Source organism: Celeribacter halophilus (assembly GCF_018860305.1).
Taxonomy (GTDB): Bacteria; Pseudomonadota; Alphaproteobacteria; order Rhodobacterales; family Rhodobacteraceae; genus Celeribacter; species Celeribacter halophilus_A.
Genome location: NZ_JAHKPE010000028.1, coordinates 148203 through 161827 on the forward strand (window position 1 = coordinate 148203; position 13625 = coordinate 161827).

At 60.3% G+C, this 13625-nt stretch carries 13 protein-coding genes; 8 read left to right on the forward strand and 5 right to left on the reverse strand.

Annotation, left to right across the window (positions count from 1 at the left end):
- Positions 1-193: 193 nt before the first annotated feature.
- A complete protein-coding gene (locus KO492_RS10310; protein ID WP_066604248.1) occupies positions 194-880 on the reverse strand; it encodes a response regulator transcription factor in 687 nt (228 codons plus the stop codon).
- A gap of 168 nt (positions 881-1048) precedes the next feature.
- On the opposite strand from KO492_RS10310, the gene ribA reads away from it, so the two are divergent.
- On the forward strand, positions 1049-2137 hold the full coding sequence (ribA, locus tag KO492_RS10315; RefSeq protein WP_216044871.1) for a GTP cyclohydrolase II: 1089 nt from the start codon (positions 1049-1051) through the stop codon (positions 2135-2137).
- Positions 2134-2634 (forward strand): L,D-transpeptidase family protein, encoded by a 501-nt coding sequence (locus KO492_RS10320; RefSeq protein WP_216044872.1) that lies wholly within the window; start codon positions 2134-2136, stop codon positions 2632-2634. The genes ribA and KO492_RS10320 overlap by 4 nt, the downstream gene beginning before the upstream one ends.
- 167 nt (positions 2635-2801) lie before the next feature.
- On the opposite strand, the gene KO492_RS10325 is transcribed toward KO492_RS10320, so the two are convergent.
- Positions 2802-3455, reverse strand: a complete 654-nt coding sequence (locus tag KO492_RS10325) for a YggS family pyridoxal phosphate-dependent enzyme (protein ID WP_216044873.1) — start codon at positions 3453-3455, stop codon at positions 2802-2804.
- 336 nt (positions 3456-3791) lie between these two features.
- On the opposite strand from KO492_RS10325, the gene KO492_RS10330 reads away from it, so the two are divergent.
- From KO492_RS10330 to KO492_RS10355, 6 genes are all read left to right on the forward strand, one after another.
- Entirely contained in the window at positions 3792-4976 is a 1185-nt protein-coding gene (locus KO492_RS10330; protein WP_216044874.1) for a porin, read from the forward strand.
- 150 nt (positions 4977-5126) lie between these two features.
- Positions 5127-5696, forward strand: coding sequence for a DUF3576 domain-containing protein (locus tag KO492_RS10335; protein ID WP_216044875.1), 570 nt, complete (start codon positions 5127-5129; stop codon positions 5694-5696).
- A gap of 102 nt (positions 5697-5798) precedes the next feature.
- Positions 5799-8447 carry a leucine--tRNA ligase gene (leuS, locus tag KO492_RS10340; RefSeq protein WP_216044876.1) on the forward strand — a complete coding sequence of 883 codons (2649 nt, stop codon included), beginning with the start codon at positions 5799-5801 and terminating at the stop codon, positions 8445-8447.
- Positions 8434-8919 carry an LPS assembly lipoprotein LptE gene (gene lptE / locus KO492_RS10345; protein WP_216044877.1) on the forward strand — a complete coding sequence of 162 codons (486 nt, stop codon included), beginning with the start codon at positions 8434-8436 and terminating at the stop codon, positions 8917-8919. The genes leuS and lptE overlap by 14 nt, the downstream gene beginning before the upstream one ends.
- Positions 8916-9941 (forward strand): DNA polymerase III subunit delta, encoded by a 1026-nt coding sequence (gene holA / locus KO492_RS10350; protein WP_066604223.1) that lies wholly within the window; start codon positions 8916-8918, stop codon positions 9939-9941. Before lptE ends, holA begins: the two co-directional genes overlap by 4 nt.
- Before the next feature lie 63 nt (positions 9942-10004).
- Positions 10005-11000 carry an LLM class flavin-dependent oxidoreductase gene (locus KO492_RS10355; protein WP_216044927.1) on the forward strand — a complete coding sequence of 332 codons (996 nt, stop codon included), beginning with the start codon at positions 10005-10007 and terminating at the stop codon, positions 10998-11000.
- Here the strand turns inward: KO492_RS10355 and KO492_RS10360 are convergent.
- From KO492_RS10360 to KO492_RS10370, 3 genes are read right to left on the reverse strand one after another with little or no spacing between them, the layout of a single operon-like run.
- The gene (locus tag KO492_RS10360) at positions 10984-12162 is read right to left on the reverse strand and encodes a TIGR03862 family flavoprotein (RefSeq protein WP_303578328.1); all 1179 of its coding nucleotides are present in this window, start codon (positions 12160-12162) and stop codon (positions 10984-10986) included. The genes KO492_RS10355 and KO492_RS10360 overlap by 17 nt on opposite strands.
- Positions 12159-12773 (reverse strand): enoyl-CoA hydratase/isomerase family protein, encoded by a 615-nt coding sequence (locus KO492_RS10365; protein ID WP_216044878.1) that lies wholly within the window; start codon positions 12771-12773, stop codon positions 12159-12161. Before KO492_RS10365 ends, KO492_RS10360 begins: the two co-directional genes overlap by 4 nt.
- On the reverse strand, positions 12770-13525 hold the full coding sequence (locus KO492_RS10370) for an SDR family oxidoreductase (RefSeq protein WP_216044879.1): 756 nt from the start codon (positions 13523-13525) through the stop codon (positions 12770-12772). Before KO492_RS10370 ends, KO492_RS10365 begins: the two co-directional genes overlap by 4 nt.
- Positions 13526-13625 lie beyond the last annotated feature (100 nt).

Below are 13625 nucleotides of genomic sequence, written 5' to 3' on the forward strand. Positions count from 1 at the left end.
TCCCTATGGACCGGATGACTCCACCCGAAAGCCGCAGGGCTGAGCGCAAAAAAATGCCCGACACAAAGGCCGGGCATAAGTCGTGGAACGAGGGACTGCACATTATCACCCCGATGTGCGCGGGGTCTTCACGGGACTAACTCGTGCAGGCGCAGGAAAGTTCCCGCACAAGTGATTTTTTTCGATTGGCACGTCAGGAGGCCAGACGATACCCGCCCGCTTCGGTCACCAGAAGCCGCGCGTTCGAGGGATCGGGCTCGATCTTCTGACGCAGGCGGTAGATATGGGTTTCAAGCGTGTGCGTCGTCACTCCTGCGTTATAGCCCCAGACCTCGTGCAAAAGCACATCCCGCGGCACCACGCCATCTGTCGCACGATAGAGGAACTTGAGGATATTGGTCTCTTTTTCGGTCAGGCGGATTTTCTTGTCATCTTCCGTGACCAGCATCTTTTGCGCCGGTTTGAACGTATACGGTCCAAGCTGGAAAACGGCCGCTTCGGATTGCTCGTGGGTCCGCAACTGCGCACGGATACGCGCCAGAAGCACCGGAAATTTGAACGGTTTGGTCACATAATCATTCGCACCACTATCAAGCCCGAGGATCGTATCCGCGTCTGTGTCATGGCCAGTGAGCATCAAAATCGGCGCTTTCACACCCGATTTGCGCATCCGTTTGCAAAGCTCGCGCCCGTCCGTGTCCGGCAGGCCCACGTCCAGCATGATGAGGTCGTAATGACCTTCCTTGGTCTTTTCCATGCCGCTTGCGCCGCTGTCCGCTTCGAACACGTCGAAATCTTCGGTCATCACCAATTGCTCGCTCAGCGCCTCACGCAGATCGTCGTCATCATCCACGAGCAGGATTTTTTTGAGAGTGGCCATCACACTGACCTCCTTTGTTTGTGCATTGAACGTGATGTGCGCGCACAGGCGGTCCAAAACAAGATTTGCAACAATCGTCTCACGCAAGCGTGTGAAAACGACCGGAAATGTTTCACTTTGTGACAAAGATCGCTACATGGGAAGCCAGATCAAACCACGGACCCGCTTATGAGCCTCGCCCCCAGCCTTTCCGAACTCATCGCCCGCGCCCGCTCCGATTTGCGGATGGGTATGCCCGTTGTTCTGCGTTCCGACAGCGGGGCGGCGCTCGCGATTGCCGCCGAAGACCTGTCTGCCGCGCGGCTTGACGATCTGCGCGGGCTTGGCGAGGCTTTCATGGCGATCACCGCACGGCGGGCCGAGACCCTGTCTGCGCGAGCCTATGATGGCGACCTGGCCCGGCTCATCCTGCCGGATAACGTGGATGTGGACTGGATCGAAGCGGTGGCCAACCCCGCAGATGACCTGACCCACCCGATGAAAGGCCCGTTTCAATCCCTGCGCGGCGGCAAGGCACAATGCGCCCGTGCAGCGATTGCACTGGCGAAATCCGCGCGCCTTTTGCCCGCCGCTGTGATGGTCGGGATCGACAATGCCTATGAACTGGCGGCCACGCACGGGCTGACGCTCCTGCCCGTCGAACCCGCCCTGCCGCTCATGGCCGATCTCGCACCGCTGCATGATATGATCCACGCACGCGTGCCCTTGCTGGCCGCGGAAAAATCCCGCGTGCATGTGTTTCGGCCCGATGATGGCGGCGAAGAGCATTATGTCGTCGAAGTCGGCCGTCCGGATCGCAGCAAACCCGTGCTCGCACGCCTGCATTCCGCCTGTTTCACCGGCGATATTTTCGGCTCGATGAAATGCGATTGCGGTCCCCAACTCAACGCCGCGCTTGCGCAGATGGGCGAGGAGGGAGAGGGCATCCTCCTGTATCTGAATCAGGAAGGCCGCGGCATCGGACACGCGAACAAAATGCGGGCTTATTCCCTTCAGGATCAAGGGTTTGATACGGTCGAGGCCAATCACCGTCTGGGCTTTGAGGACGACGAGCGGGACTTCCGCATCGGCGCTGCGATTCTCAAGGAGATGGGGTTTTGGGGGGTGCGGTTGATGACGAATAATCCGAAAAAAATTGCGCGGATGGAGGATCAGGGGGTCATGGTGACAGAACGCGTGCCGCTCAAGGTCGGGGAAAACCGCTATAACGAAGCCTATCTCGCCACCAAGGCGCGCAAGTCGGGGCACCTGCTATGACCCGCCCGTTCTCGCCCACAGACATCGTCGTCACACGCTGGGGCGCGCGGTTTATGGGGCGGCGGCTTCCCTGCTCCATCGGCAAGGGCGGGATCACCGATACCAAGCGCGAAGGCGACGGGGCCAGCCCGCGCGCCAGCCTCACACTCCCCGCACTCTACTACCGCGCCGACCGTATTTTTTCCTTACAAGGCAACAAGATAGGCCCGCGTGACCTGTGGTGCGACGCGACCGACCACCCCGCCTACAACCACCTCACACGCGCCCCGATCAAGGCCAGTCACGAGCGGATGCGCCGCGCCGACAGGCTCTATGATCTGGTGCTGATCACCGACTGGAACTGGCCTGATGCCACCCCCGGAAAAGGCTCCGCCATCTTCGTCCACCGCTGGCGCAAACCGCGTCACCCGACCGAAGGATGCGTCGCGTTCCGAGCCGATCACCTGCGCTGGATCGCGGAACGGGTCACGCCGAAAACACGGCTGATCATCCGCTAAAACGCGGTCTGCATCCCGTCGGATATGTGTCGGACTTACGTCGGGCACATTATTAGACTGGAAAATTAGACTGGAAATTAGACCGGATCAGGCAGAATCAGACAGAAAGCCACACCGAAATCCGGCGCCCGAATCCGGCCCGAAAGCCCGACCAGACTCAGCCCGCCTCAGCCATAGTCCCGCGCGCCAAAGATCGCGGAGCCGACCCGCACATGTGTCGCGCCTTGCGCAATCGCGGTCTCGAAATCCCCCGACATACCCATAGACAGACCTTCGATCCCGTTGCGCGCCGCGATCTTTTTGAGCAAAGCGAAATGCAAGGACGGCTCCTCATCAGCGGGCGGAATACACATCAAACCCTCGATCTCAAGACCCAGATCCCGACACTCCTGTATAAAGCCATCCGCATCCGCAGGCAGAACACCCGCCTTTTGCGGCTCCTCGCCGGTGTTCACCTGAACAAACAGACGCGGACAATGACCCAACTCCCCCGCCAGCCGCGCAATGGTCTTGGCCAGCTTCGGACGGTCCACCGTATGAATCACATCGAAAAGCTCCATCGCCTGACGCGCCTTATTGGTCTGCAAGGGGCCGATGAGATGCAACTCGACACCGTCATACTGTTCCTTGAACGCAGGCCACTTGCCCGCCGCTTCCTGAACCTTGTTCTCGCCAAAGACCCGCTGCCCCGCGTCCAGCACCGCCGCGACCCGTTCGTTCGGCTGCACCTTGGACACAGCAATCAACTGCACACTGTCGGGCGCACGTCCGACCCGCTCGACCTCCGCCGCAATCCGTTCCCTGATCTCTGCAAGCCCCATTCCGGCCTCCTTAAAACTTCTGCGATTCCTGCCTTACACACGCTCATCCACACGCTCATGCGCGGCAAAACCGCCATATCCAGACACCAGATCGCATTTTGCCAAAATCCTGTGCAGGATCATACAGGCACGACCTGCCCCTTTATTCATAGGGGTTCTTAGAATGCAGGCTGCACGTCATGCAACAGGTGTGTGACCAAGTTGCATCATTTTCAAACGCGCTTTCCACGGACCGCCGCCTTTTCTTGACCCAAAACGCTTCTCGGCGCATTTGAATGCTCAGGTGTCGGGTAAGCCGGCATGTCTGATATTCATACAATTCCACGAGGGAACAAAATGAAAAACATCCTTCTTTCTTCCGCAGCGATCGCCCTGCTCGCAGGCGCCGCTTCCGCAGAAGTAACTTGGTCCGGCGACGCCGAAATCGGTTACAACGATGACGTCGAAGATGGCTTCTACTACGATGCCGGCCTCTACGTGAACCTCTCCCAAGAGCTGAACAACGGCTGGACCGCATCTGCGTCCCTCGACGTTGACCTCGAGTCTTCCGCTGACGACACGTTCTCCATGGGCGACGTGGACACTTCCGACTGGGTTCTGTCCATCTCCAACGACATGTTCGGCCTGTCCTTCGGTGACGTTGACACAGCTTACGCCTCCTTCTCCGGCGTTTCCGCTCTGTACGACAACGACCTTTTCGCACCGGCAGACGCCGCTGACGATTTCGAAGAAATCTACGACACCACCGGTGACGGCGAAGGTGATGACGGCGCGACTGCTGGCATCTTGCTGACCGCAACTTATGGCGACTTCTCCGCTGCTGCGTCCGGTATCGTGATTGACGAGTTCACCGAAGCTGGTGGCATTTACACCGCAGTCGACAAATCCAACGGTGACATCGAATACGGTCAATTGGCTCTCGCCTATGACTTCGGCATGTTCAACGCTGGCCTGCTCTATGCAGAAGACGCTGTTAACCTCGTCGCTGACGACGAAAACATGACTGTCCTCTCCCTCGGCGCAGCTTTCGCTGGTGCTGACTTCGGCTTCTCCTACATGGACACCGATGATGTCACAGGTTTCGGTCTCGACGTGTCCTATCCGGTTGGTCCGGTCACGCTCGGCGCTTACTACGTCTCCTATGACTTCGACTCCGCTACCGGTGTAACCGAAGACGACGCTTACGGCGTCTCCGTGGACTATGCTGACGGCCCGATCACGGTTGCTGCTTACTACGAAGAAATCCTCGGCGAAGAAGAATACGCTGTTGAAGGCGCATACGACTTCGGCATGGGTCTCGTTGTGACTGCCGGTTACATCGACGGTGACGACACCGACGACAACGACTTCGCATCCTACATCGTAGCTGAATACGACCTCGGCGGCGGCGCATCCTTCCTCGCGTCCTACGCTGATGCGACCAACTACGACGAGTCCGGCGACCTTGACGACATCGACACCGGTGTTAACGGTTACGAGCTGAACTACGGCGCTACGCTGGCTCTGTCCTTCGAATTCTAATTCCTGACGGAATTGAAATTCTTTTAGGGCCGCTCTTCGGAGCGGCCCTTTCCTTTTGTGAGGGGCCTTTTGCCTTGAGGCATTTTCGGGCCTTGTCCCTTTTGCGCTTGGGCGATACGGTTGCGGCGATATCTTGAAAGGGAGCCTTTGATGTTTCGCCCACCCTATGTTTTGGCCTCTGCGCTGATTGCCGGTTTCACGCTCACAGGCTGTGGCGCTTTTGACAGCGTCGGCTCTATCGGGGACAGCACCGGTTCCCTGCCGTTTTCCGGCGGCAAGAAGGAGACGGTTGTCACCACGGATGGCACGGTAGAGACCGTGGACACCAAGACCACGGGTCAGGTTGTCGAGATTCCCAATGGCGAGACCATCGTGATTGAACAGTCCAAGCGGCGCACGATTTTCGGTGGCGGGCGCGGATCTGTGTCCGACACGGTTCAGGTGAACAAATATATCTGGAATGCGGCGCTGGATGTGTTGTCCTTCCTGCCTGTGCAGGAGGCCGATCCGTTCACGGGTGTGATCATCACCGGATACGGCACGCCTCCGGGTGGCGGTCGCGCCTATCGTGCGGTGATTCATGTGACCGATCCGGCGCTGGATGCGCGCACGTTGAACGTGTCGCTTTACACGCGCGGCGGTGCGGTGAGCGACGAGACGGTTCATGCCGTGGAAGATGCGATTTTGACCCGCGCGCGGCAGTTGCGGTCGGGCAAGTAAAGTTGCGAAGTCAACAAGGCCTCTGGACCCCGGAGAGCCAAGGATTTATGACCACGCCGGGCCCAGGATGCCCGGCGTTTGTCTGAGATTAAGGATGTGACCATGAGCCGCTACGCGCCCAGCGAGATCGAACCGAAATGGCAGACCGCCTGGAATGAGGCGGATGTGTTCCTCGCCCAGCGGGACGAGAGCAAGCCGAAGTATTATGTCTTGGAGATGTTCCCCTACCCGTCGGGGCGCATACACATCGGGCATGTGCGCAACTACACGATGGGCGATGTTGTGGCGCGGTACAAGTCTTCGACCGGTTTCAACGTCTTGCATCCGATGGGCTTTGACGCCTTCGGGATGCCTGCGGAGAATGCGGCGATGGCCTCGGGCGGTCATCCGAAGACATGGACCTACAACAACATCGACACGATGGTTGACCAGATGAAGCCTCTGGGCCTGTCGATCGACTGGACGCGGATGTTTGCGACCTGTGATCCGGAGTATTACGGCCAGCAACAGTCCATGTTCATCGACATGCTGGACAAGGGTCTGGTCTACCGCAAGAACGCCACGGTGAACTGGGATCCGGTGGATATGACGGTTCTTGCCAACGAGCAGGTGATTGACGGCTGCGGCTGGCGCTCCGGTGCACCGGTGGAGCGCAAGGAGTTGACCCAGTGGTTCTTCAAGATTTCCGACTATTCCGAAGACCTTCTGAGCGCGATTGACGGGCTGGACGACTGGCCGGACAAGGTCAAGACGATGCAGAAGAACTGGATCGGCAAGTCGCGCGGCTTGCAATTCGCCTTTTCCGTGACCGAACCGACCGCCCACACAGACCGGATCGAGGTCTACACGACCCGCCCCGACACGCTGATGGGCGCGTCCTTTGTTGGGATTTCGGCGGACCATCCGCTGGCCAAGGAACTGGCCGAGCAAAACCCCGAGATCGCGGCCTTCTGCGAGGAATGTCGCAAGGGCGGCACCACGGAAGAAGCGATTGAAAAAGCCGAAAAGCTGGGGCTGAACACCGGCCTGACCGTGCGCCACCCGTTTGACACCTCTTGGGAACTGCCGGTCTATATCGCCAATTTCATCCTGATGGATTACGGCACCGGCGCGATTTTCGGCTGTCCGGCGCATGACCAGCGCGACTTCGACTTCGCGACCAAATACGGCCTGCCGATCAACTATGTTTTTGCCCCCGTCGAGGGCGAGTTGGACGAAAGCGAAGCCTTTGTCCCGCTCAAATCCGAAAAGGTGAAATACCTTCGCGGCTTTGCAGGCGACGAGGTCCAGACCGGCGAAGAGGCGGTGAACAGCGCGGTTGATTTCTGCGAAAAGAACGGCGTCGGCCACGGCGTCACGAAATACCGCCTGCGCGACTGGGGCCTGTCACGGCAACGCTACTGGGGCTGTCCGATCCCCGTGGTGCATTGCGAAAGCTGCGGCGTGGTGCCGGAGAAGAAAGAGAACCTGCCGATCGAACTGCCCTTCGACGAAGATGGCAAACCGATTGATTTCTCCATCCCCGGCAACCCGCTCGACCGTCACCCGACATGGCGCAACACGACCTGCCCGAAATGCGGCGGCGCGGCCCTGCGCGAGACGGACACGATGGACACATTCGTGGACAGTTCGTGGTATTATGCCCGTTTCACCTCGCCCCGTGCGACCACGCCGACGGTGAAAGAGGATGCGGACTACTGGATGAACGTCGACCAGTATATCGGCGGCATCGAACATGCGATTTTGCACCTGCTCTATTCCCGCTTCTTCGCCCGCGCGATGAATGAGACAGGGCATCTGCCGGATAAATCCCGCGAACCGTTCAATGCGCTGTTCACGCAAGGCATGGTGACCCACGCGATCTACCAGACCAAGGGCGAGGACGGTCGTCCCGTCTATCACTACCCCGAAGAGGTAATTGAATTCACCGACAACAGCGGTAAAAAACATGCTGTTTTACGCGAAAACCTTGGCGACACAGCAGAAGCTGCTGCGAGACTTGCGCAAGCACACATGGAGGGCAAGCTTCAAGAGAGCGATTTGGTGGAGATTGTGCCCTCCGCCAAGATGTCCAAATCCAAGAACAACGTGGTTGATCCGGTCGAGATCATCAAACAGTTCGGGGCCGACACCGCACGCTGGTTCGTGCTCTCCGACAGCCCGCCCGAGCGCGACGTGGAATGGACCGCATCCGGGGCCGAAGCGGCAAGCAAACACCTTGGCCGTGTCTGGCGACTGGCAGCAGAGCTGGACAACGCGCCGGAAAGCGGAAAAGGCGACGAAGAGTTGCTGCGCGCCACGCATAAAGCCATGCTCGAAGTCACTCAGGGCATCGAGAGCTTCGGCTTTAACGCCTCTATCGCGAAACTCTATGGCTTCACCAACACCATCGCGAAATCCAAGGCCGGACGCGAAGCCAAACGCTTTGCGCTCAAGACACTGGCCCAACTCATGTCCCCCATGACCCCGCACCTCGCGGAAGAAATGTGGTCCATGCTGGGCGGCGAAGGTCTGATTGCGCAAGCGCCATGGCCGGTGCCGGATGAGGCCATGCTGGTTGAAGACACAGTCACACTTCCGATCCAGATCAACGGCAAACGCCGCGATGAAATCTCTGTTCCGAAGGATATGCCGAAAGAAGAGGTTGAAAAGCTGGTGCTGGAAAACGATGCTGTGAAAAAGGCGCTCGATGGCGGGTCGCCGAAGAAACTCATCGTTGTACCGGGCCGCATCGTCAATGTCGTCATTTGATCGCAGAACAGTTCTGATCTCGCTCGTAGCCCTCGCGGGCTGCGGCTTTACCCCGGCTTACGGGCCGGGGGGCACAGGTGCGGCCTTGCGGGGCAAGGTGGACATCGCCGCCCCGAAGGGACGCCAAAGCTACAATCTCAGCAACCGGCTGATTGACCAGTTCGGCCCGACAGAGACGCCGCTCTATCGTCTGACCTATGACATCACAACGGAAGAGAACGACATCGGGCTGACCCGTGATGGCGACATCAACCGCTATCACATCACAGGGACGGTCAAGTTCACCCTGAGCGACATTGCCACGGGCCGGACGCTTCTTGACAGCAGCACCTCGAATTTCACCTCTTACTCGGCGACGGGGAATTCGGTCGACACGCTGACCGCCACGCGCGATGCCTATGAGCGGCTGATGACGATTCTGGCCGACCAGATGGTGAGCGAGATCATCGCCACGGTCGAGCTGCCCTCATGAAACTCTCCGCCCGCGACGCGCTGTCCTATTTCGCCAAGCCCGACAAGGGCAAGGCGGGTGTCCTGCTCTACGGGCCGGATGCCATGCGAATCGCGATCCGGCGTCAGGAGATTATCGAGGGGCTGATCGGCAAACAGGGCGAAGAGGAAATGCGCCTTACCCGCATGTCCGGCGCGGAATTGCGCAAGGACAAGGCGCTTTTGATGGACGCGCTCAAGGCGCAGGGGTTCTTTCCCGGTGCCCGCGTCGTCTTTGTCGAGGATGCCACCGACCAGATCACGGATGTGACCAAGGATGCCTTGTTCGACTGGCGCGAAGGTGATGCGCAGATCGTGATCACGGCGGGCAGCCTCAAGGCCAGTTCCAAGCTGCGCAAGCTCTTTGAGGGCCATCCCAGCGCCTATGCCATTGCGATCTATGCCGACCCGCCCTCCCGCGCGGAAATCGAAGCGACCCTTGCGAAAGCGGGGATCAAGGATGTGTCGCGCGATGCCATGACGGATATCGAGGCGCTCTCGCGCACGATTGATCCGGGAGATTTCCGGCAAACGCTTGAAAAGCTGGCGCTCTACAAGATCGGAGACCAGACGCCGGTGTCGAGCGAGGATGTGCTGAACTGCGCCCCCGCCACGACAGAGGCCGAGGTGGATGATGTGCTCAACACGGTCGCCGAGGGGCGTGCCAACGAGTTGGGGCCTTTGATGCTCAAGATCGCGGGGCAAGGGATTGATCCGGTCGCGCTGTCGATCTTTACCATGCGGCATTTCCGGACCTTGCATGCGGCGGCGTCCGATCCGGGCGGCGCGGCCTCCGGCATTGCCCGCGCGCGTCCGCCGATTTTCGGACCGCGCCGTGACCGGATGACGCGACAGGCGCAGAACTGGGGCATGTACAAGCTGGAAACCGCGCTTGGCATTCTGACCGACACGGATCTGACGTTGCGCTCCGCGTCGAAAGCCCCGACCATGGCGGTGATGGAACGCGCGCTCATCCGGCTTGCTATGTTAGCGCACCGGCGCTGAGCGCAAACGCGGTTTGAACGCCGGCGCAAACATCCCAGATAGGGAGAAAAGGAGCCGCACATGATCCCCTATTCCCTACTTGATCTCGCCCCCGTGCCTGAAGGTGTTACCACTGCGCAGGCGTTGAAAAATTCCGTCGATCTGGCGCAACATGCCGAAAGCTGGGGCTTTAACCGCTACTGGCTTGCCGAACATCACAACATGCCGGGAATTGCCTCTGCCGCCACGGCGGTGCTCATCGGGCATATCGCGGGGCAGACCTCGACCATGCGGATCGGCGCGGGCGGGATCATGTTGCCCAACCATGCGCCGTTGCAAGTGGCCGAAGCCTTTGGCACTCTGCGCGAATTGTATGGCGACCGCATCGACCTCGGTCTCGGACGCGCTCCGGGCACGGATATGTCCACCGCCCGCGCGCTGCGCCGCAACCTGATGCCCGGCACCGCCAATGGCGAGACCTTCCCGCAAGATGTGCAAGAGTTGCTGGGCTATCTGGGCGACATGCCCGAAGACGCCCCCGTGCGCGCCTTTCCGGGGACGGGCACCCATGTGCCGGTCTGGATGCTCGGCTCGTCGACCTATGGCGCGGAACTGGCGGCGATGCTGGGCCTGCCCTATGCTTTCGCCTCGCATTTCGCCCCTGCGGCGCTGGATCAGGCGGTCAAAATCTACCGCGACCTGTTCCGCCCCTCCGCCTATCTCGACAAGCCGCACTTCATGCTGGCGACCAATGTCTTTGCCGCCGACACCGAAGACGACGCGATCTATCTGCGCTCGTCGATGATGCAGGCCTTTGCCAACCTGCGCACCGGCAAGGCCGGAAAACTGCCGCGCCCTGTGCGGGACATCTCGACCGTTGTTCCCGCGCAATTCCTGCCCGCGCTGGACGCCATTTTCACCGTCTCCGCCACGGGCACGAAACCGATGGTCAAAGACAAACTCGCCGCACTGATCGCGCGCTACCAGCCGGATGAAATCATCATCGCGGCCAATATCCACGACCATACGGCACGGCTCAGATCCTACGAGATTGCCGCCGAGGTCATGCGAGAGACATAAGCGCCCCTTGCGCGGCGCGCCGTCCGGTGGCCAGACAGGCGGTCAGAAGATAGCCACCCGTCGGCGCGTCCCAATCGAGCATCTCGCCCGCAAAGAACAGCCCCTGTTTTTTGCGGGATTCGAGACTGTCCGTCAGGCTTTCAAACCGGACACCGCCCGCCGTGGAAATGGCCTCGTCCATCGGGCGCATCTCCAACCCCGTGATCTCCAGCGCCTTGAGCGATGCGGCCAGATCGTCCGGCTGCGGTCCTGCGAATTCCATGAGCAAGGCGATCTTTTCCGGCGACAGGCGCAGGGCGCGTTTCAGGAACTTTGTAAGGGTTTCCTTGGGTTTGCGCTGGGTTAGTCTCTGTTCCAGCTTGTCAGAGGACCAGTCCGGCAACAGATCGAGAACCAAGGGCGCGCCGCCTCTCAGGCCACGGGTGACGCTGTAAATCCCGCCGCCTTCCAAACCGCGCTCGGAAATCACGAACTCCCCGCGGCTCTCATAAGCCCCGCTGCGCAAATGCACGCCTTTGACCGGATGGCCGAAATGCCGCGCCATGTGGCTGCTCCACGCAAGCGTCACGCCAACATTGGACGGCGCAAAAGGACGAAGCTCCACATAGTCCTGCACCATCTCCACCCACGCGCCATTCGAGCCCAATCTGGCCCAACTCGCCCCGCCAAGCGCGAGAATGACCACCTTGACCGCGACCTCGACAGAGCCTTGCGGCGTGGCAAATCCCACCCGTTCTCCCAGCGCCTCCATACGCCAGTTGCGGCGCAGATCGACGCCCTGATCCGCCAGCCGCCCGAGCCATGCACGCAGGAGTGGAGAGGCTTTCATCGCCTTCGGAAAGACACGACCCGACGAGCCAGTAAACATCTGCTGACCCAGCGCCTCGGCCCATGCGATCGCCTCTTGCGGGCCGAAGTCTTCCAAAGCCTGCTGCAAGACGGGATGCACGGGCGCATAGGCGTGCAAGAACGGCTCGAATGCCTCGTTTTTCGTCAGGTTCAGACCCGATTTCCCCGCCATGAGGAATTTGCGCGCGGGGGAGGGTTTCGCCTCCGCCAGAAGCACATGATGCCCTGCCGCCGACAACACATCCGCCGCCATCAATCCGGCAGGCCCCGCGCCGACGACAAGCACATCACTGTGTTCCACGCGCTGCGTCACGGATTAACCAGCGCCTTGATGCCCGCGATATGCGCAGGCGCGGCGGCCATTGCGGCCTCGCCCAAGACGGCCACGGCATCCTGCATCTCCGAAGCGGGCACAAGCCGGTCCACCAGCCCCCAAGACAGAGCCTCCTCTGCGGGGATTTTCTGACCAGCCATCAGGATCATCTTGGCCCGCGCGGGACCGATGAGTGCGGCCAGTCGCTTTGGGTCGGAGGGCTGCGGCAGAAATCCGAGTTTCATCACCGGATAGAAGAACTTCGCATTCGGATCAGACAGGCGCAGATCACAAGCCAGCGCCATGCCGAAGGCTCCGCCCGCCAATGTACCATTAAGCGCGGCGATGGTCAGGCAGGGCAGAGCGGCGATCTTGCCCGACAGGTCCTCCCACAAGGGCGAGGTCGCAAGACCGGCGCGGGCTTCGTCGAGATCGGCACCGGCGGAAAAGACCTTTCCCGCCCCTGTCAGCACAAAGACCTTCGCCTGATCTGCGGCCTCGTCCACGATCCCGATGAGCTGTGACAGCATGTCAGAGGTCAGGGAATTGGCCTTTTCGGGCCGGTTCAGGGTCACAACCCAAAGCGCACCATCGCGGTCAATCTGGATCATGCCACCACCCCGATCTTGCGCCGGAACGCCTCGTCGCGAAGTTGCAATTCCTCTCCGAGATGGGCGTCCGCCGCGTCCGAGCACATCCACAACAGCGCCTGCGCGGGCCAGTCGGGCGGGACATGGTCGGACCAGTCAAGCTGGCTCACCGCGTTGATGCCGGAGGCTTTGATTTCCCGCTGCATTCGGGTCGCAACCGTGCCCGGAGACAGGCCCATCGCGCGGATACCGTTGGCACGTTCTTCAAGGTCCAGCATGGCGGTCAGCATGGCTGCACCCGCTTTGGAGGTGCAATAGGCGCTCCACCCCTCGACAGGGCGATGGGCCGCGCCGGAGGAAATGGTCAACACCGTGCCACCGCCACGGGCCACCATGGTCGGCACCACGCGCCGCACGGCGTAGAACACGCCTTTGACATTGATATCAATAAGTTGGCTCCACGCCTCGGGGTCAAGCGCCTTCAGATCGCCAATCGGATCAATCACACCGGCGTTGTTTATGAGAATATCAACGGGGCCGAAATGGTCCTCGATGCTCTGCATGGCCGCGTCCAGAGCCGCGTAATCCGAAATATCGCAAGGCACCGCCAGAGCGCGCGGGCCGATCTCTTCGGCAATGATAGCAATCGCGGGCTGGCTGCGGGCGATCAGGGCGACATTTGCCCCCTCGGCGGCAAACAGACGCGCTGTGGCCTCTCCGATCCCGCGGCTTGCGCCGGTGATGGCAACGGTTTTTCCATCGAGTTTCGACATTGTGAACCTTCTCCCTCTTTCATTTGCGACTTTAGGGTCTTGTGTCGGCGGGTTCCAGTCTTGACCCTCCGCGCAAAGCACGAAACTGTACGCGCAAATG

What these genes read in the sequence shown, in the direction of transcription:
- KO492_RS10310 (WP_066604248.1), bottom strand. Translation starts at nt 880, where the DNA reads ATGGCCACTCTCAAAAAAATCCTGCTCGTGGATGATGACGACGATCTG.
- ribA (WP_216044871.1), top strand. Translation starts at nt 1,049, where the DNA reads ATGAGCCTCGCCCCCAGCCTTTCCGAACTCATCGCCCGCGCCCGCTCC.
- KO492_RS10320 (WP_216044872.1), top strand. Translation starts at nt 2,134, where the DNA reads ATGACCCGCCCGTTCTCGCCCACAGACATCGTCGTCACACGCTGGGGC.
- KO492_RS10325 (WP_216044873.1), bottom strand. Translation starts at nt 3,455, where the DNA reads ATGGGGCTTGCAGAGATCAGGGAACGGATTGCGGCGGAGGTCGAGCGG.
- KO492_RS10330 (WP_216044874.1), top strand. Translation starts at nt 3,792, where the DNA reads ATGAAAAACATCCTTCTTTCTTCCGCAGCGATCGCCCTGCTCGCAGGC.
- KO492_RS10335 (WP_216044875.1), top strand. Translation starts at nt 5,127, where the DNA reads ATGTTTCGCCCACCCTATGTTTTGGCCTCTGCGCTGATTGCCGGTTTC.
- leuS (WP_216044876.1), top strand. Translation starts at nt 5,799, where the DNA reads ATGAGCCGCTACGCGCCCAGCGAGATCGAACCGAAATGGCAGACCGCC.
- lptE (WP_216044877.1), top strand. Translation starts at nt 8,434, where the DNA reads ATGTCGTCATTTGATCGCAGAACAGTTCTGATCTCGCTCGTAGCCCTC.
- holA (WP_066604223.1), top strand. Translation starts at nt 8,916, where the DNA reads ATGAAACTCTCCGCCCGCGACGCGCTGTCCTATTTCGCCAAGCCCGAC.
- KO492_RS10365 (WP_216044878.1), bottom strand. Translation starts at nt 12,773, where the DNA reads ATGATCCAGATTGACCGCGATGGTGCGCTTTGGGTTGTGACCCTGAAC.
- KO492_RS10370 (WP_216044879.1), bottom strand. Translation starts at nt 13,525, where the DNA reads ATGTCGAAACTCGATGGAAAAACCGTTGCCATCACCGGCGCAAGCCGC.